General features: G+C 52.5%; 16 protein-coding genes. 12 read left to right on the top strand and 4 right to left on the bottom strand.

Annotated features, from left to right (window positions below; translation table 11 throughout):
- Window positions 1–83 precede the first annotated feature (83 nt).
- Window positions 84–1,403 carry an MATE family efflux transporter DinF gene (gene dinF, locus AC3ITF_RS20760; RefSeq protein ID WP_489175988.1) on the top strand — a complete coding sequence of 440 codons (1,320 nt, stop codon included), beginning with the start codon at window positions 84–86 and terminating at the stop codon, window positions 1,401–1,403.
- 136 nt (window positions 1,404–1,539) lie between these two features.
- Window positions 1,540–1,749: a CsbD family protein gene (locus AC3ITF_RS20755; protein ID WP_096758718.1), complete on the top strand. Its 210-nt coding sequence runs from the start codon at window positions 1,540–1,542 to the stop codon at window positions 1,747–1,749.
- 44 nt (window positions 1,750–1,793) lie between these two features.
- On the opposite strand, the gene zur is transcribed toward AC3ITF_RS20755, so the two are convergent.
- Window positions 1,794–2,312 (bottom strand): zinc uptake transcriptional repressor Zur, encoded by a 519-nt coding sequence (gene zur / locus AC3ITF_RS20750; protein WP_096758717.1) that lies wholly within the window; start codon window positions 2,310–2,312, stop codon window positions 1,794–1,796.
- A 117-nt stretch (window positions 2,313–2,429) separates the two neighbouring features.
- Between zur and AC3ITF_RS20745 the strand changes: the two genes are divergently transcribed.
- The 3 genes from AC3ITF_RS20745 (at window position 2,430) to pspG (ending at window position 4,384) form a co-directional block, all read left to right on the top strand.
- Complete coding sequence (locus AC3ITF_RS20745) at window positions 2,430–2,918, top strand: cupin domain-containing protein (protein WP_115259704.1); 489 nt, start codon at window positions 2,430–2,432, stop codon at window positions 2,916–2,918.
- Between the two features lie 91 nt (window positions 2,919–3,009).
- Window positions 3,010–4,008, top strand: coding sequence for a tRNA dihydrouridine(20/20a) synthase DusA (dusA, locus tag AC3ITF_RS20740; RefSeq protein WP_096758715.1), 999 nt, complete (start codon window positions 3,010–3,012; stop codon window positions 4,006–4,008).
- Window positions 4,009–4,141: 133 nt separating this feature from the next.
- Window positions 4,142–4,384 (top strand): envelope stress response protein PspG, encoded by a 243-nt coding sequence (gene pspG / locus AC3ITF_RS20735; protein WP_096758714.1) that lies wholly within the window; start codon window positions 4,142–4,144, stop codon window positions 4,382–4,384.
- A 228-nt stretch (window positions 4,385–4,612) separates the two neighbouring features.
- Here the strand turns inward: pspG and AC3ITF_RS20730 are convergent, their stop codons facing one another.
- On the bottom strand, window positions 4,613–5,596 hold the full coding sequence (locus AC3ITF_RS20730; protein ID WP_137399210.1) for a quinone oxidoreductase: 984 nt from the start codon (window positions 5,594–5,596) through the stop codon (window positions 4,613–4,615).
- 61 nt (window positions 5,597–5,657) lie between these two features.
- On the opposite strand from AC3ITF_RS20730, the gene dnaB reads away from it, so the two are divergent.
- The 5 genes from dnaB to AC3ITF_RS20705 all read left to right on the top strand — a co-directional run bounded on the left by dnaB (window position 5,658) and on the right by AC3ITF_RS20705 (window position 10,968).
- Window positions 5,658–7,073, top strand: a complete 1,416-nt coding sequence (dnaB, locus tag AC3ITF_RS20725) for a replicative DNA helicase (RefSeq protein WP_096758712.1) — start codon at window positions 5,658–5,660, stop codon at window positions 7,071–7,073.
- 31 nt (window positions 7,074–7,104) lie between these two features.
- Window positions 7,105–8,184, top strand: coding sequence for an alanine racemase (gene alr, locus AC3ITF_RS20720; RefSeq protein ID WP_115259702.1), 1,080 nt, complete (start codon window positions 7,105–7,107; stop codon window positions 8,182–8,184).
- 131 nt (window positions 8,185–8,315) lie between these two features.
- Entirely contained in the window at window positions 8,316–9,509 is a 1,194-nt protein-coding gene (tyrB, locus tag AC3ITF_RS20715) for an aromatic amino acid transaminase (RefSeq protein WP_117343605.1), read from the top strand.
- A gap of 261 nt (window positions 9,510–9,770) precedes the next feature.
- On the top strand, window positions 9,771–10,484 hold the full coding sequence (gene aphA / locus AC3ITF_RS20710) for an acid phosphatase AphA (RefSeq protein ID WP_117343604.1): 714 nt from the start codon (window positions 9,771–9,773) through the stop codon (window positions 10,482–10,484).
- Between the two features lie 127 nt (window positions 10,485–10,611).
- Window positions 10,612–10,968 carry an MmcQ/YjbR family DNA-binding protein gene (locus AC3ITF_RS20705; protein ID WP_096758708.1) on the top strand — a complete coding sequence of 119 codons (357 nt, stop codon included), beginning with the start codon at window positions 10,612–10,614 and terminating at the stop codon, window positions 10,966–10,968.
- Between the two features lie 97 nt (window positions 10,969–11,065).
- Here the strand turns inward: AC3ITF_RS20705 and uvrA are convergent, their stop codons facing one another.
- Window positions 11,066–13,888 (bottom strand): excinuclease ABC subunit UvrA, encoded by a 2,823-nt coding sequence (gene uvrA / locus AC3ITF_RS20700; RefSeq protein WP_181506321.1) that lies wholly within the window; start codon window positions 13,886–13,888, stop codon window positions 11,066–11,068.
- A gap of 251 nt (window positions 13,889–14,139) precedes the next feature.
- Here uvrA and ssb1 point away from each other — a divergent pair, with 251 nt between their 5' ends.
- Both ssb1 and AC3ITF_RS20690 read left to right on the top strand, forming a co-directional pair.
- The gene (gene ssb1 / locus AC3ITF_RS20695; protein ID WP_489175987.1) at window positions 14,140–14,673 is read left to right on the top strand and encodes a single-stranded DNA-binding protein SSB1; all 534 of its coding nucleotides are present in this window, start codon (window positions 14,140–14,142) and stop codon (window positions 14,671–14,673) included.
- Between the two features lie 374 nt (window positions 14,674–15,047).
- The gene (locus AC3ITF_RS20690; protein WP_489175986.1) at window positions 15,048–17,357 is read left to right on the top strand and encodes an autotransporter outer membrane beta-barrel domain-containing protein; all 2,310 of its coding nucleotides are present in this window, start codon (window positions 15,048–15,050) and stop codon (window positions 17,355–17,357) included.
- A gap of 81 nt (window positions 17,358–17,438) precedes the next feature.
- On the opposite strand, the gene AC3ITF_RS20685 is transcribed toward AC3ITF_RS20690, so the two are convergent.
- Window positions 17,439–17,720: a YjcB family protein gene (locus AC3ITF_RS20685; protein ID WP_096758704.1), complete on the bottom strand. Its 282-nt coding sequence runs from the start codon at window positions 17,718–17,720 to the stop codon at window positions 17,439–17,441.
- Between the last annotated feature and the right edge of the window lie 44 nt (window positions 17,721–17,764).

Raw genomic sequence — 17,764 nt, 5'->3', positions numbered from 1 at the left:
CGGCAACGTGCCCGGTGGCACTCTGTTTACCGGGCCTGTACGATTTTTTCCAGTATCTCTAACGTCTTCTCAGGCTCTCCTGTATGCCTTTTTTTACCTCCTCTGATAAAGCACTCTGGCACCTTGCCCTGCCAATGATTTTCTCCAATATCACCGTTCCCCTGCTGGGACTGGTGGATACGGCTGTGATTGGTCATCTGGATAGCCCGGTCTATTTGGGTGGTGTCGCCGTGGGGGCGACGGCAACCAGTTTTCTCTTTATGCTGCTGCTCTTTCTACGCATGAGTACCACCGGGCTGACGGCTCAGGCATTTGGCGCAAAAAATCCGCAGGCGTTGGCCCGAGCACTGGTGCAGCCGCTGATTCTGGCTTTGGGGGCGGGGGCGGCAATTGCGCTATTTCGTACGCCGATTATCGATCTGGCGTTACACATCGTGGGGGGGAGCGAAGCGGTACTGGAACAGGCCCGGCGCTTTCTTGAAATCCGTTGGCTCAGCGCGCCTGCCTCGCTGGCGAACCTGGTACTGCTTGGCTGGCTGCTGGGCGTTCAGTACGCGCGAGCACCGGTGATCCTGTTGATTGTCGGCAATATCCTCAACATTGTGCTCGATATATGGCTGGTGATGGGGCTGCATATGAACGTGCAGGGCGCCGCGCTGGCGACGGTGATTGCCGAATATGCCACGTTGCTGATTGGCCTGCTGATGGTGCGCAAGGTTCTCCACCTGCGCGGTGTTTCGCTCATGATGCTGAAACAGGCATGGCGCGGAAACTTCCGCCGTCTGATGGCGCTTAACCGCGACATCATGCTGCGTTCGCTGTTGCTGCAGCTGTGTTTTGGTGCGATTACGGTACTCGGGGCGCGTCTCGGGGGCGATATTATTGCGGTCAACGCCGTTCTGATGACCCTGTTGACCTTCACCGCCTATGCGCTGGACGGATTTGCCTATGCCGTGGAAGCGCACTCTGGTCAGGCTTATGGTGCGCGGGATGGCAGCCAACTGTTGGATGTCTGGCGCGCGGCGTGTCGACAGTCGGGCATTGTGGCGATCCTTTTTTCACTGGTCTATGCCCTGTTTGGCGAGCACATTATTGCGTCGTTGACCTCACTACCGCAGATTCAGCAACTGGCCGATCGTTACCTTATCTGGCAGGTGGTGTTACCACTGGTGGGCGTCTGGTGTTACCTGTTGGACGGCATGTTTATTGGCGCAACGCGTGCTGCGGAAATGCGTAACAGTATGGCCGTTGCCGCTGCGGGATTCGGCTTAACCTTATTCACGTTACCGCTGTTAGGCAACCACGGTTTGTGGCTGGCACTCGCCGTTTTTCTGGCGCTGCGCGGACTCTCGCTGGCTTTTATCTGGCAGCGTCACTGGCGAAATGGCACCTGGTTTGCCTGAGTCGTATGGTTAAAAATTCCGAATAATAAATAGAACTCAGAATCACTGACTACACTTATTCTCACGTCCAGCAAAAACATAGCGTGTCTGGACGCAGCACTCTCGCTATTCACAACCTAACGATGAGGATTTGATGATGAATAAAGACGAAGTCGGTGGTAACTGGAAGCAGTTGAAAGGTAAAGTGAAAGAGCAATGGGGCAAACTGACCGATGATGATATGACGGTCATTGAAGGTAAGCGTGACCAGCTGGTGGGTAAAGTCCAGGAACGTTACGGTTATGCGAAAGATCAGGCGGAGAAAGAAGTGAAGGATTGGGAAACCCGCAACGACTACCGTTGGTAATTATCCCCTCCCGCCTGAATGTACAAGGATGTACGTTCTCTCGCTTAACGCCCGACCTTCTTTTTTACCTGAATCGTATGATCATGCTGGCAGTCGCCAGGATGACGGCAGGCTTCAACTTCCACACAGACCTGACACAGGCCATGCGCTTCAATTACGTTATGACGTAGAGCAAAGCCCATCTTGGCCGCCAGCGTATGCATGATATCTTCCACGCCTTCCGCACACTCTTCTTTCACCACGCCGCAGCGGTCACAAATGAACATCGCGGAGCTGTGGGTGGGCTGATCGAACAAATGGCAAAGCACGTAGCTGTTGGTGGATTCTACCTTGTGGACAAAACCTTGTTCGAGCAGAAAATCGAGCGCACGATAGACGGTAGGCGGTTTAGCCTGTGGTTCAGTTTCCCGTAATAGATCCAGCAGGTCATATGCGCTGATTGCCCCTTCCTGGAGGCTCATCAGGCGCAGCACTTCGAGGCGTTGCGGCGTGAGTCGCACGTTACGTTGCGCACAGAGTTTTTCAGCGTGAGCCAGCAACTCCTGCGTAGGGGTTCTTTCCATTTTTGCGCCTCGATTTGCGTGGAAGGTTAATCCCTTACTTTATCATGTTCTGCATAAAACGCCGAGATCAGCCGTGGTGTGCTATACCTGACGCATCGCAATACTGGAAAATATAAAATGAAAAGACCGGATTGTATTCGCCACTGGCGTGAGGTGGAGGGGGCTGACGACGCTACCTATCCCGGAAGCGATGAGCTGTTTTCTATCGGCGCACCGCTTGCTCGTAAACTGGGCTTGGGTCGCCTCGGCATTCACCATGAACGCCTGCCTCCGGGCCGTCGCACCTCGTACCCTCACGCCGAAAGCGACGAAGAAGAGTTTATCTACGTGCTGGAAGGGTATCCGGAGGCCTGGATTAACGGCTATTTATGGAAGCTGGAACCGGGGGACAGCGTCGGATTTCCAGCGGGAACCGGCGTGTGTCACACCTTTATCAATAACACCAGTGAAGAGGTGCGACTGCTGGTCGTCGGCGAGGCAAATAAAAAATTCAATCGTATCTATTACCCACTGAATCCGGTGTATGCGGCCACGCGCGAGGATCGCTGGGTTGACCATCCACCACAGTTTTTTGGTTCCCACGACGGTAAACCCGGATCGAAATAGCATGAGGGGGGCCGTGACGATGTGGCTCACTATCGTCGCGGTCTATGCTATAGTGGCGCCCCTTTTTTAACCGGATGCTTAATTATTCGCCATGCTGCCTGAATCTCAGTCCACCGCTTTCCCTGCACATCGTTTTTCTATCGCGCCGATGCTCGACTGGACGGACAGACACTGCCGCTACTTTTTGCGCTTACTGTCCAGCCAGACGCTGCTCTATACGGAGATGGTAACCACCGGGGCAATCATTCATGGTAAAGGCGACTATCTGGCGTATAGCGACGAAGAGCATCCGATAGCCTTACAGCTTGGTGGTAGCGACCCGGCCGCGTTGGCACAGTGTGCGAAGCTGGCGGAAGCACGGGGCTATGACGAGATAAACCTCAACGTGGGCTGTCCCTCTGATCGCGTACAAAACGGGATGTTTGGTGCCTGCCTGATGGGCAATGCGCAGCTGGTTGCCGACTGCATCAAGGCGATGCGCGATGTGGTGTCAATTCCGGTAACGGTCAAAACCCGTATTGGCATTGATGACCAGGACAGCTACGAATTTCTGTGTGATTTCATCAACACGGTCTCCGGCAAAGGAGAATGTGAGATGTTTATCATTCATGCGCGCAAGGCCTGGTTGTCCGGACTGAGCCCGAAAGAAAACCGTGAAATCCCACCGCTGGATTACGCCCGCGTGTACCAGCTGAAGCGTGATTTCCCGCAGCTGACCATGTCGATCAACGGCGGCATTAAATCGCTGGAAGAAGCGAAAGCGCACCTTGAACATATGGATGGCGTGATGGTGGGACGTGAAGCCTATCAGAACCCCGGTATTCTGGCATCCGTGGATCGCGAAATTTTCGGTTCAACGGGTGCTGACGTGGACCCTGTTGCCGTGGTGCGCGCCATGTACCCGTATATTGAACGGGAACTGAGCCAGGGAACGTATCTGGGACATATTACCCGCCATATGCTGGGGCTGTTCCAGGGCATTCCGGGCGCACGTCAGTGGCGTCGTTACCTGAGCGAAAATGCGCACAAAGCCGGTGCGGATATCAACGTGCTGGAACATGCGTTGAAGCTGGTAGCAGACAAACGTTAATTGTTCACCAAAAGTTAGTCAATTTCACCACGCCCTGCGCACTGTCGCGGGGCGTTTTCTTTATAAATCAATCAATTAATTCTGGCATGATTTTTGTAATGGTTTAAGCAGAAATTCATTATGGGAGAGCATCATGCTGGAACTACTTTTTGTGATTGGCTTTTTTGTCATGCTGATGGTCACCGGCGTGTCGCTGCTGGGGATTCTGGCTGCGCTGATGGTGGCGACCGCCGTGATGTTCCTCGGCGGGATGTTTGCGCTGATGATAAAACTGCTGCCATGGCTGTTATTGGCTGTCGCCGTGGTGTGGGTTATCAAGGCCATAAAAGCGCCAAAAGTCCCGCACTATCAGCGCAATAACCGTCGATTTTACTAAGGTATTGAGCGGTACATCACAACCTGCAACATTGCCTTTAGAACCAAATAGGAATTGATTATTAAATCTGTCACTATTGCGCGGTTAACGAATTCATCGAGCTGTACCCTACATACAGCCGAACTAAAAAAAGAAAGGGCTTCCTACGGGAAGCCCTAATTCTTTTCTTCCCCGTCATAATTCAAACCGCAGGCGTATTGGCTGCTTGAATTATTTAAGGGAGAAGTATCACGGGATCAGCAAACTCGACCCCTGCGTGGCCCGGCTTTCCAGTACTTCATGCGCCCGCTGGGCATCTTTTAACGCAAACGTCTGACCTTGCGCGATATCGACTTTAATCACGCCGCTGGCAATCAGTGAAAATAGCTCATTACTGGCTTCGGTCAATTCATGGCGGTTGGTGATGTAACCCTGCAGAGAAGGGCGTGTGGCGTACAGCGAGCCTTTCTGGTTCAGAATACCTAAGTTAACGCCGGTCACCGGCCCGGAAGAATTACCAAAACTCACCATCAATCCCCGGCGTTGCAGGCAGTCCAGCGAGGCTTCCCAGGTGTCTTTACCCACCGAGTCATAAACTACCCGGACTTTTTTACCGCCCGTAATTTCTTTAACCCGCTCGACAATGCTCTCTTCGCGATAGTTAATCACCTGCCATGCGCCGGCCTGTAATGCAATTTGCGCCTTTTGCGCAGTGCCGACGGTACCAATTAGCTTCGCCCCCAATGCTTTTGCCCACTGGCAGGCAATCAGACCAACGCCGCCTGCGGCGGCATGGAACAGAAACGGCTCGTCAGGCTGGATTTCATAGGTTTTACGCAACAGATAGAAAACGGTTAACCCTTTCAGGTAGGACGCGGCAGCCTGCTCAAACGAGATGGCATCAGGTAAAATGGCGGCTTTATCGGCGGGGACATTATGTACGGAACTGTAGGCGCCGAGCATTGACTGGGCGTAGACCACGCGATCGCCAACGCTGATGTGGGTTACTTTGCTACCGACTTTGCTGACCACGCCGGCCGCTTCGGTGCCGAGTCCGCTGGGCAGAGAAGGGGGCGGATACAGTCCGCTGCGGATGTAGGTATCGATATAATTGATACCAATCGCTTTGTTTTCGACCTGGATTTCATGCTCGGCCGGATCAACGGGCGTAAAGTCCACAGCCTTCAGTACGTCAGGGCCGCCGTGCTTGTGAAATTCAATACGTGTTGCCATGCTTCCTCCAGAAATGTGGTAATCTTTCGACCCAATCATTATCTCGGTAACTCCATTCACTATGGCAGGAAATAAACCCTTCAACAAACAACAGACTGATGCTCGTGACCGCGATCTGCAGGTCGCCGGGCTGAAAGTACCGCCGCACTCGATTGAAGCGGAACAGTCGGTGTTGGGCGGTTTAATGCTGGATAACGAACGCTGGGACGATGTTGCCGAGCGTGTCGTCGCGGAGGATTTTTACACCCGACCGCACCGGCATATCTTCACCGAAATGCATCGTTTGCAGGAGATGGGCAAACCCATCGATCTGATAACCCTAGCCGAGTCGCTGGAAGTGCAGGGGCAACTCGACAGCGTCGGCGGTTTTGCCTATCTGGCTGAGTTATCTAAAAATACGCCAAGTGCGGCGAACATAAGCGCCTATGCGGATATCGTCCGCGAACGCGCCGTCGTGCGCGACATGATTTCGGTAGCCCATGAAATCGCGGAGGCCGGATTTGATCCGCAAGGGCGTTCCAGTGAAGATTTGCTGGATCTCGCGGAATCCCGCGTTTTTAAAATCGCCGAAAGCCGCGCCAATAAAGACGAAGGCCCGAAAAATATTACCGAGGTGCTCGACGCCACCGTCGCGCGCATCGAACAGCTGTTCCAGCAGCCGCATGACGGCGTCACCGGGGTGAATACCGGCTACGACGACCTCAACAAAAAGACTGCCGGTCTACAGCCGTCGGACCTGATTATCGTCGCCGCGCGTCCGTCGATGGGTAAAACGACGTTTGCAATGAACCTCGTCGAAAATGCGGCGATGTTGCAGGATAAGCCGGTACTTATCTTCAGTCTTGAAATGCCCTCCGAACAGATCATGATGCGTTGTCTGGCATCGCTGTCGCGCGTAGACCAGACTAAAATCCGTACCGGTCAGTTGGATGACGAAGACTGGGCGCGAATTTCCGGCACCATGGGGATCTTACTGGAGAAACGAAACATCTACATTGATGACTCCTCCGGTCTGACGCCAACGGAAGTGCGTTCGCGCGCACGCCGTATCGCCCGTGAACACGGCGGTATCGGACTGATTATGATCGACTACCTGCAGCTGATGCGGGTGCCGTCGCTCTCCGATAACCGTACGCTGGAAATTGCTGAAATTTCGCGCTCGCTGAAATCATTAGCAAAAGAACTGCATGTGCCGGTGGTGGCGCTGTCGCAGCTTAACCGCTCTCTGGAACAACGTGCCGACAAGCGTCCGGTCAACTCGGATCTCCGTGAATCGGGGTCTATCGAGCAGGATGCCGACTTAATCATGTTTATTTATCGTGACGAGGTTTATCACGAAAACAGCGACTTAAAAGGCATCGCGGAAATTATTATTGGTAAGCAACGTAACGGCCCAATCGGTACGGTGCGCCTGACGTTTAACGGCCAGTGGTCACGCTTCGATAATTATGCCGGACCACAGTATGACGATGAGTAACGCTCCGTCGTCCATTTATTAAGGAACACAAATGCAAGCGGCAACTGTTGTCATTAACCGCCGCGCTCTGCGACACAACCTGCAACGTCTGCGTGAACTGGCACCTGCCAGTAAACTGGTTGCGGTGGTGAAAGCGAACGCTTACGGCCATGGTCTGTTAGAGACCGCGCGAACGCTCCCTGATGCGGACGCTTTTGGTGTCGCTCGTCTTGAAGAAGCTCTGCGACTGCGCGCGGGTGGGATCACGCAACCCATCCTGCTATTGGAGGGTTTTTTCGATGCCTCCGATCTGCCGACCATCTCCGCACAGCGGCTGCATACTGCCGTGCACAATGAGGAGCAGCTTGCGGCGCTGGAAGCGGCTGAACTGGCGGAACCCGTCACCGTCTGGATGAAGCTCGACACCGGGATGCACCGTCTGGGCGTACGTCCGGAGCAGGCTGAGGCGTTTTATCAACGCTTGACCCACTGTAAAAACGTGCGTCAGCCGGTCAACATCGTCAGCCACTTTGCCCGTGCAGACGAACCCGAATGCGGCGCGACGGAAAAGCAGCTCGATATCTTCAATCGTTTTTGTGAAGGCAAGCCGGGACAGCGTTCTATTGCCGCATCTGGCGGTATCCTGCTGTGGCCGCAGTCCCATTTCGACTGGGCGCGTCCGGGGCTAATTCTGTATGGCGTATCGCCGCTGGAGAATCATTCCGCCGGGACTGATTTTGGCTGCCAGCCGGTGATGTCGCTCACCTCCAGCCTGATCGCCGTGCGCGAGCACAAAGCGGGCGAACCTGTTGGCTATGGTGGAACGTGGGAAAGCGCGCGTGACACGCGCCTGGGCGTGGTGGCGATGGGCTATGGCGACGGGTATCCGCGTGCAGCGCCGTCCGGCACGCCGGTACTGGTCAATGGTCGGGAAGTGCCGATTGTTGGTCGTGTGGCAATGGACATGATCTGCGTTGATTTGGGACCAGAAGCGCAGGAAAAAGCCGGCGATCCGGTGATTCTGTGGGGCGATGGTCTACCCGTTGAACGCATTGCTGAAATAACGAAAGTAAGTGCTTACGAACTTATCACGCGCCTGACATCAAGGGTAGCGATGAAGTACGTGGACTGAATCTGGCTGTCTGCCGGATAAAGCGGTTCTGCCGCCATCCGGCAATAATCCTCTCAACATCCTCTCGATCTTCTCCCGCTTCCGGTTTATTGTGTTCTTATCCCCTTTCTGTAAACCTGGAGAACCACCACGTGTTTCAAAAAGTTGACGCCTACGCCGGCGACCCGATTTTATCGCTCATGGAGCGCTTCAAGGAAGATTCACGTCGTGACAAAGTGAATCTCAGCATCGGTCTGTATTACAACGAAGACGGGATAATCCCTCAGCTTAACGCCGTAAGCGAAGCGGAAGCCCGGCTCAATGCTCAGCCGCAGGGTGCGTCACTGTATTTACCGATGGAAGGCCTGAACAGCTATCGCCACACCATTGCGCCACTACTGTTTGGCGCAGAACACCCGGTTCTTCAGCAGCAGCGCGTGGCGACGATTCAGACGCTGGGAGGATCAGGTGCGCTAAAAGTAGGTGCGGATTTTCTGAAGCGTTACTTCCCTGATTCTGGCGTCTGGGTCAGCGATCCGACATGGGAAAACCACATCGCGATTTTTGAAGGGGCTGGATTCGAAGTAAGTACTTACCCCTGGTATGACAACACGACTAACGGCGTGCGCGTCAACGACCTGCTGGCAACCTTGAACACCTTACCGGCTCGCAGCATTGTACTGTTGCATCCGTGCTGCCATAACCCGACCGGTGCGGACTTGACGCCTGCGCAGTGGGATGCGGTTATCGAGATTCTGCAAGCGCGCGATCTAATCCCTTTCCTTGATATTGCCTATCAGGGATTTGGCGCGGGAATGGAAGACGACGCCTATGCGATCCGCGCCATTGCCAGCGCTGGATTGCCTGCCCTGGTCAGCAACTCGTTCTCTAAAATTTTCTCTTTATACGGTGAGCGTGTCGGCGGCCTTTCCGTGGTGTGCGAAGACGCTGAGACTGCGGGCCGCGTGTTGGGGCAGTTAAAAGCCACGGTGCGTCGTAACTACTCCAGCCCACCTAACTTTGGTGCGCAGGTAGTTGCCGCCGTGCTGGGCGATGATGCGCTTAAAGCCAACTGGCTGGCGGAAGTAGAAGCGATGCGTACCCGCATCCTGGCGATGCGTCAGGAATTGGTCAATGTTCTCCATGCCGAGATACCGGGCCGTAACTTTGACTACCTTCTGCAACAGCGCGGTATGTTCAGCTATACCGGGTTGAGTGCCGCCCAGGTCGATCGCCTGCGTGATGAATTCGGGGTTTACCTGATCGCCAGCGGCCGCATGTGCGTCGCCGGGTTGAATCACGGTAACGTCCAGCGTGTGGCAAAAGCGTTTGCTGCTGTCATGTAACCGGATTTGTCATTTCTCGCACAGTGATGCCGGATGGTGGCGTAAACGCCTTATCCGGCCTACAAAGCATTGGATTTTTCGTTTGTAGGCCTGATAAGTGTCGCGCCATCAGGCACGCTTTTTCTGTGTGATCATCCTCTTTTTCTGTAACAAAACGAGAGAAACCCCTTCCTTTCACCTTCCCCAGGGGGTAAGGTCAGATAGTTTTTTGACCAGTTGTTAATAAAAAAATGATAACTAGCTGACTACTTAGGGAAAAATATGCGCAAGATTACGTTGGCACTTAGTGCCGTTTGCTTATTGTTCACGTTAAACCATTCCGCCCAGGCTTTAGTTTCTTCCCCCTCGCAGCTTAATCCAGGCACCAACGTTGCAAAACTCGCTGAGCAGTCTCCGGTTCACTGGGTCTCTGTTGCTCAGATTGAAAACAGCCTGACCGGACGCCCGCCAATGGCCGTCGGATTCGATATTGATGACACCGTTCTTTTTTCCAGCCCGGGTTTCTGGCGTGGCAAAAAAACCTGGTCCCCGGAGAGTGAGGATTACCTGAAGAATCCGGCGTTCTGGGAAAAAATGAACAATGGCTGGGATGAATTTAGTATTCCAAAAGAAGTCGCGCGTCAGTTGATTGATATGCATGTTCGTCGCGGTGACAGCATCTTTTTTGTCACGGGACGTAGCCCGACAAAAACCGAAACCGTGTCTAAAACACTGTCCGATAACTTCCACATTCCATCCGCTAATATGAATCCGGTTATCTTTGCCGGTGATAAAGCCGGGCAGAACACCAAAACGCAGTGGTTACAGGATAAAAACATCCGCATGTTCTACGGCGATTCCGACAATGACATCACCGCCGCGCGCGACGTAGGTATTCGCGGTATTCGCATTTTGCGCGCCTCCAACTCCACCTATAAACCACTGCCGCAGGCCGGGGCATATGGCGAAGAGGTGATTGTAAACTCAGAATACTGAGGGTACAGGTTCTTTATTGGTGATTTTTTAAACAAATTTGCGTTGCTGGCTTTTACCTTTGGCAGAGTTGCTGCACACTGAGTAAAAGATGTTCTCATTAGGCGAGCTGCTGGTAAGGGGAATAAAGATGACGAACTCGGAGTTGCTGCAATACTGCATGGCGAAAACAGGTGCCGAACAGAGCGTGCACAGCGACTGGAAAGCCACGCAAATTAAAGTCGAAGATGTGCTTTTTGCGATGGTAAAAGAGGTGGAAGAACGCCCTGCTGTGTCGCTGAAAACCAGCCCTGAACTGGCCGAGTTATTGCGCCAGCAGCATAGCGATGTCCGGCCAAGCCGACATCTTAATAAGGCGCACTGGAGCACGGTGTACCTGGATGGTTCGCTGCCAGATTCACAAATTTACTATTTGGTGGACGCCTCTTATCAACAGGCTATCAAGACGCTGCCAGAAGATAAACGCAGGATGTTGGCGCAGTTCTGAGCCTTTTTGCCGGATGCGGCGTAAGCGCCTTATCTGGCCTACAACCCAATACGTCTATCCTGTAGGCCCGATAGCTTGCGCCATCGGGCATGAGTAACTACAGCAGTGGTTTGAGGAAGCGGGCGGTGTGTGAGCCTTCACACTCTGCAACCGTTTCCGGCGTACCGGCAACCAGGATTTCTCCGCCGCCGCTACCCCCTTCCGGACCGAGATCGACAATCCAGTCGGCCGTTTTAATCACGTCCAGATTATGCTCAATGACCACGATGGTGTTGCCCTGATCCCTGAGCTGGTGCAGCACGTCCAGCAACTGCTGAATATCCGCAAAGTGCAGACCGGTAGTCGGCTCATCGAGGATGTACAGCGTTTGTCCTGTACCGCGTTTTGATAACTCACGCGCCAGCTTCACGCGCTGGGCCTCGCCGCCAGAAAGGGTTGTTGCGGACTGCCCAAGGCGAATATAAGTCAAGCCAACGTCCATCAGCGTTTGCAGTTTACGCGCCAGCGCCGGGACGGCATCAAAGAACTCACGCGCCTCTTCAATGGTCATATCCAGCACTTCGTGGATAGTCTTGCCCTTGTACTTGATCTCCAACGTTTCGCGGTTATAGCGCTTGCCTTTGCACTGGTCACACGGCACGTAGATATCCGGCAGGAAGTGCATCTCAACTTTGATTACGCCGTCGCCCTGACAGGCTTCACATCGTCCACCGCGCACGTTAAAGCTAAAGCGCCCCGGCGTGTAGCCGCGCGCGCGTGATTCCGGCACGCCAGCAAACAGTTCGCGGACGGGCGTAAATACGCCGGTATAGGTTGCCGGGTTGGAACGTGGCGTACGACCAATGGGGCTCTGGTCGATGTCGATAACTTTATCGAAATGCTCCAGCCCCTGAATGTCGCGATAAGGTGCAGGTTCAGCCAGCGTGGCGCCGTTGAGCTGGGTCTGAGCAATCGGGAACAGCGTGTCGTTTATCAGCGTTGATTTACCGGAACCGGATACGCCGGTAATACAGGTAAACAGGCCAACCGGCAGCGTCAGGGTGACATCTTTCAGGTTGTTGCCGCGCGCACCGGTGAGCTTCAGCACTTTTTCCGGGTTAGCGGGCACGCGTTGTTTCGGCACTTCAATCTTGCGCTTGCCGCTCATATACTGGCCGGTTAGTGACTCAGGCACTGCCATAATGTCATTGAGCGTACCCTCCGCCACCACCTGTCCACCGTGGACGCCCGCGCCTGGACCGATATCGATCACATGGTCAGCGGCGCGAATCGCATCTTCATCGTGCTCAACCACAATCACGGTATTACCCAGATTGCGCAGATGGATAAGCGTACCCAGCAGGCGTTCGTTATCGCGCTGGTGCAGACCGATGGACGGTTCATCCAGCACGTACATTACGCCGACCAGGCCCGCACCGATCTGGCTTGCCAGACGGATACGCTGGGCTTCGCCGCCGGAGAGCGTTTCGGCCGAACGCGACAGCGTCAGGTAGTTCAGACCGACGTTAACCAGGAACTTGAGGCGGTCGCCAATCTCTTTAAGGATTTTCTCCGCAATCTTCGCCCGTTGACCGGCAAGTTTGAGATTGTTGAAGAAATCCATCGCATGACCGATGCTCATGTCAGAAATAGTAGGCAGCGGTGTGTTCTCAACAAACACGTGGCGCGCTTCACGACGCAGGCGCGTGCCTTCACAGCTGGCGCACGGTCGGTTGCTGATGAACTTAGATAATTCTTCGCGTACCGCGCTGGATTCCGTCTCTTTATAACGGCGCTCCATATTGTGCAGCACACCTTCAAACGGGTGACGACGTACGGAAGTATCGCCGCGGTCGTTCATATATTTGAATTCGATATTCTCTTTGCCGGAACCGTACAGCACCACTTTGTGAACCGTTGGGTTCAGGCTGGCCCATGGGGCTTCTATGTCGAACTTATAATGCTCTGCCAGTGACTTAAGCATCTGGAAGTAATAGAAGTTACGGCGATCCCAGCCACGGATCGCGCCGCCAGCCAGCGACAGCTCTGGGTTTTGGATCACGCGGTCAGGGTCGAAATACTGCTGCACGCCGAGACCGTCGCAGGTAGGACATGCGCCCGCCGGGTTATTGAACGAGAACAAGCGAGGTTCCAGCTCGCGCATGCTGTAGCCGCAAATCGGGCAGGCAAAGTTGGCGGAGAAGAGCAGCTCCTCCGCTTTCGGGTTGTCCATATCCGCAACCACCGCCGTGCCACCGGAGAGATCCAGCGCGGTTTCAAAAGACTCCGCCAGACGCTGTGACAGGTCGTCACGGACTTTAAAGCGGTCGATGACCACTTCAATGGTATGTTTCTTTTGCAGCTCCAGCTTTGGTGGATCGGACAGGTCACACACTTCACCGTCAATACGGGCGCGGATATAACCCTGGCTTGCCAGATTCTCCAGCGTTTTCGTGTGTTCGCCTTTGCGCTCTTTGATGATCGGTGCCAGCAGCATCAGGCGCTTGCCTTCCGGTTGTGACAGCACGTTGTCCACCATCTGGCTAACGGTCTGCGCTGCCAGCGGTACGTCGTGATCCGGACAGCGCGGCTCACCGACGCGGGCAAACAGCAGGCGCAGGTAGTCGTGAATTTCGGTAATGGTACCTACCGTGGATCGCGGGTTATGGGATGTCGATTTTTGTTCAATTGAGATGGCTGGCGACAGCCCCTCAATGTGGTCGACATCCGGTTTTTCCATCAGCGACAGGAACTGACGCGCATACGCGGAAAGCGATTCAACGTAACGACGCTGCCCTTCGGCATACAAGGTGTCGAAAGCCAGCGAGGATTTGCCTGAGCCCGAAAGCCCGGTGACGACAATCAGCTTGTCGCGCGGGATGACGAGGTTGATGTTTTTGAGATTATGGGTGCGGGCGCCCCGAACTTCGATCTTATCCATTCATCTTTCCCGGATTAAACGCTTTTTTGCCTGGCTGCATGGTGCTACCGGCGATCACAAACGGTTAATTATGACACAACCTGACCTGAATGGATATACAGTATTGGAATGCAAAACGCAGGTGTCTGTGTAACAATGTCTGGCTGAGGTTGTTTACTGGAATCCACCTCTCAACGTAGTAAAAGCGCTATTGGAAATGCTACAATCCCGCGCTTACACTTATTAAGAAACGTTTTTCAGGAGACACGATCATGGCCAGCAGAGGCGTAAACAAGGTGATTCTCGTCGGTAATCTGGGCCAGGACCCGGAAGTACGCTATATGCCGAATGGTGGTGCAGTTGCCAACATTACGCTGGCTACTTCCGAATCCTGGCGTGATAAAGCGACCGGCGAGATGAAAGAGCAGACTGAATGGCACCGTGTTGTGCTGTTTGGCAAACTGGCGGAAGTCGCCAGCGAATATCTGCGCAAAGGTTCTCAGGTCTACATTGAAGGTCAGCTGCGTACCCGCAAATGGACCGATCAGTCAGGTGTCGAGAAGTACACGACTGAAGTTGTTGTGAACGTCGGCGGCACCATGCAAATGCTGGGTGGTCGCCAGGGCGGCGGTGCACCGGCGGGCGGTAATGCAGGTGGCGGTCAACAGGGTGGTTGGGGTCAGCCTCAGCAGCCGCAGGGTGGCAACCAGTTCAGCGGCGGTGAACAGTCTCGTCCGCAGCAGTCCGCTCCGGCAGCGCCGTCTAACGAACCGCCAATCGACTTTGACGACGACATTCCATTCTGATCGTGATTTAACGATTATTACCGTAATGAATGAAAAGCCCCATTTTGGGGCTTTTTTGTATTTGGCGATCTTCTCACATATAATATTCGAATATTTTGCAAGGAAAAAACGAAATATAATCATTGTTTATAATTACTATTTTAATATATGCAATTAATAACATTGATAGTAATCAAATTTAAATAAACTATTGCGAAGTTATTTGTTTCATGATTCAAAAAATATTGACAGCGTGATGTACCGCATTAAATAATGCTCTGAGATTGTCAATTCATCATTGATACAAGTGTATTGCTCTCCGATCTCTTTTTATTAATGAGGATTTGATAGTCGTCTTGATATTTCTATATTCTTTTGTACTTCGGAGTCTATATATGTATCAATGGAAGAATAACGCTAAGGTAATATTGCCTTTAGCCTTGTCGGTGAGCATTAGTAATGCGCTATATTCTGGGGCAGCATTCGCTAAAGATTATACACTGAACTATATCGGTAAGGACCCCGAGCTCCCTGGTATCAGCATCAAAGATACGATTGCCGGCGACAACAACTACGATTTTACGGTTAAAATTGATAATCCTGTGCGAGGCGAAGGTAACGGTCTTGAGGTCAAGATTGGCAACATCACGAGTGATCAGGGCGGTGAGTATCATATTGGTAATTACAACGTCAATATTAGCGGGACCACGGAGCAGGATCATCGTGCCGGGTTAGCCTTCTTTGGGTTGTCTGCAGAAGGCAGTGACACCAAAGTGACTGTCGACAATTTTAGTCTTAAAAATAATTTCCTAATTGGCAATAAGTATACACACAACAATACTGCGTTATATGTAGGCGGTGGCGCGGATGTGTCTGTGAACGGCAATGTGTACATTCGTTCTGAAGTTGAGCACACCAAACAGGGCGAAGATGCAACGCTGGCTAATAACGGAGTCTATGCTCGGGGTGCGGGTTCAACCATTACGGCAAACGGTGGAGATGTTTACATTAATACCTATGCCAGTAACTTTAAAGAACTCCTGGAGAACAATAGCGGTTACCCGGAAGGCTCATCAAAAAGTGATGCGGTCAGTGCTAAAGACGGTGGTGTCGTTAATATTAATCAGGCCGGAGGCAACAAGGTTAATCTATTAGGTAACCTCGACTTCGGTGATAAGCTTTATTCTAATACAAGCCAGATGAATATTACGCTTAATGGGGCAGATTCATACTGGCATGGGCATGAAGCAAACTTCTTTGACGCAACAACCGGGAAATGGAGCGGCGATCTCAACCTTACGCTGGCGAATAACGCCCACTGGATCCCCGATGGTAAAGATGCGGAAATCAGTGCCATCACCCTGAAAGACGGCGGTACGGTAAACCTGCATGGTTTTAACCTGCACACCAATCAGAGTATCAACGAAACCGTTAAAATTCATGATTTGAAAGGGAACAACGGTATTTTCCTGATTGATGTCAATACCAATAAAACGGATGAGCAGCGACGTAACGGCAGCGACTTCATTGAAGTTGTCAAAAGTAGTACCGGCGGTACACATGCGATTGAAGCGTTGAATATCAACAAGCTCACTGATTTGAAGGAAGATATCTGGGTTGCCGATGCGGCAAGTAATGTGACATTCGAAGCGTACGATAAAGTCGATATTACGAACGAGTATGTGTATGACTATAAACCACTGCTGCGTTCTGATATCCGTGAAGGCGATCCGCAAAGCCAGTACGGTACCAACTGGTATATCACGGGTGTTTCGACGAAAGCCAGCGCAGGTAGTAACACCGTGATCGCCAATGCTGGGCTGAACTACGCAATGGCGACCGCTCGTCTTGAAATCGACAGCCTGAATAAGCGTTTAGGCGAACTCCGCCAGGATCAGCAGCAAAATGGTCTGTGGATACGCTATAAAGGTGGTGAAATAGAGAGTGATACTGGGAGCTACTTCAAAAACCTGTATAGCTTCTGGCAACTCGGTTATGACAACAAAGACGAAGGCGAATCGTCTGTCTGGACGCGAGGGATTGCCGCGCATTACATGAGAGGCAATGCCGACTTCACTTATGGTACTGGCGATAACAAGAACTACGGTGGTTCACTTTATGCTGCATGGAATCGCCCAGAGAAACAAGATTACCTGGATCTGGTGTTGAAATATAGCCGCCATGAAAGTGACTTCAATTACAGGAACACATACGGCAACTCTGGCTTTGCAGATAGCAGCACATGGTCAATCAGTGCCAGCGCAGAATACGGTCGCGAGTTTAGCTTAGGAAACTCTACGTTTATCGAACCGCAAGGTCAGCTCGTGTATACCTATCTGGATGAGGCCAGTTACACCACCAGTAGTGGGTTGAAAGTCCGTCAAAACGATATAGACAGCGTTATTGGCCGTGTTGGATTGCGCGGAGGTTATCGGTTTGAATCGCGCCCGGATAGCGATATTTACGTGAAGCTGGATTTGCTGCATGAGTTTGCTGGCGATCGTGATGTCACCGTTTGGGGTAAAGATGCCGCACTGAAAGTGAGCGAAGGGGGAAGTGACTCCTGGATCAACTATGGTATAGGTACCAATATCCATCTCACTCAGAACAATAACTCCCGGTTGTATGTTGATCTGGAAAGATCGGCGGGAGGTGACATTGATATGAACTGGCAGGTTAACGCGGGTTTCCGTATGGAGTGGTAGTTCATAGCTTTGAATGGGTTCACTTAACCTAAAAATAAGCGTCCGATTGAAATTTTAGTTCAGTCGGACGCTTTCTTTTGATCAGTTTAATACCATCGGCCACTCTGGCGGCGTATGGCTCATCACTTCTACCATCACAGACTGGATGTTATTCCAGATAGCGGACACGTCCATCAGGGTGATGCCGAGCAATCCGGTTGCAAACCAGCAGGCGAAAACCAGCCCTAAACCGCTGCTGATAACGGCCAGGCCAATATAATCTGATTTACGAAAACGGATATTGAGCGTGCTGGCTAAAAACATCAGCACTGCGCTCAGCAGTTGCCACCGCAGAAGAACTACGCCAGTTGTTATTGTTGCCATGAAAAACGTCCTCAAAAAGTCTTGATGCCCAGGACAGCACGGGG

Source organism: Citrobacter sp. KH_055_1, assembly GCF_057838705.1.
Note: the sequence above shows the minus strand (reverse complement) of the source record. Positions and strands in the feature narration are given on the sequence as shown.

Bases quoted from the DNA above. Each gene is read 5' to 3' on its own strand.
- dinF (WP_489175988.1), top strand. From the start codon at position 84: ATGCCTTTTTTTACCTCCTCTGATAAAGCACTCTGGCACCTTGCCCTG.
- AC3ITF_RS20755 (WP_096758718.1), top strand. From the start codon at position 1,540: ATGAATAAAGACGAAGTCGGTGGTAACTGGAAGCAGTTGAAAGGTAAA.
- zur (WP_096758717.1), bottom strand. From the start codon at position 2,312: ATGGAAAGAACCCCTACGCAGGAGTTGCTGGCTCACGCTGAAAAACTC.
- AC3ITF_RS20745 (WP_115259704.1), top strand. From the start codon at position 2,430: ATGAAAAGACCGGATTGTATTCGCCACTGGCGTGAGGTGGAGGGGGCT.
- dusA (WP_096758715.1), top strand. From the start codon at position 3,010: ATGCTGCCTGAATCTCAGTCCACCGCTTTCCCTGCACATCGTTTTTCT.
- pspG (WP_096758714.1), top strand. From the start codon at position 4,142: ATGCTGGAACTACTTTTTGTGATTGGCTTTTTTGTCATGCTGATGGTC.
- AC3ITF_RS20730 (WP_137399210.1), bottom strand. From the start codon at position 5,596: ATGGCAACACGTATTGAATTTCACAAGCACGGCGGCCCTGACGTACTG.
- dnaB (WP_096758712.1), top strand. From the start codon at position 5,658: ATGGCAGGAAATAAACCCTTCAACAAACAACAGACTGATGCTCGTGAC.
- alr (WP_115259702.1), top strand. From the start codon at position 7,105: ATGCAAGCGGCAACTGTTGTCATTAACCGCCGCGCTCTGCGACACAAC.
- aphA (WP_117343604.1), top strand. From the start codon at position 9,771: ATGCGCAAGATTACGTTGGCACTTAGTGCCGTTTGCTTATTGTTCACG.
- AC3ITF_RS20705 (WP_096758708.1), top strand. From the start codon at position 10,612: ATGACGAACTCGGAGTTGCTGCAATACTGCATGGCGAAAACAGGTGCC.
- uvrA (WP_181506321.1), bottom strand. From the start codon at position 13,888: ATGGATAAGATCGAAGTTCGGGGCGCCCGCACCCATAATCTCAAAAAC.
- ssb1 (WP_489175987.1), top strand. From the start codon at position 14,140: ATGGCCAGCAGAGGCGTAAACAAGGTGATTCTCGTCGGTAATCTGGGC.
- AC3ITF_RS20690 (WP_489175986.1), top strand. From the start codon at position 15,048: ATGTATCAATGGAAGAATAACGCTAAGGTAATATTGCCTTTAGCCTTG.
- AC3ITF_RS20685 (WP_096758704.1), bottom strand. From the start codon at position 17,720: ATGGCAACAATAACAACTGGCGTAGTTCTTCTGCGGTGGCAACTGCTG.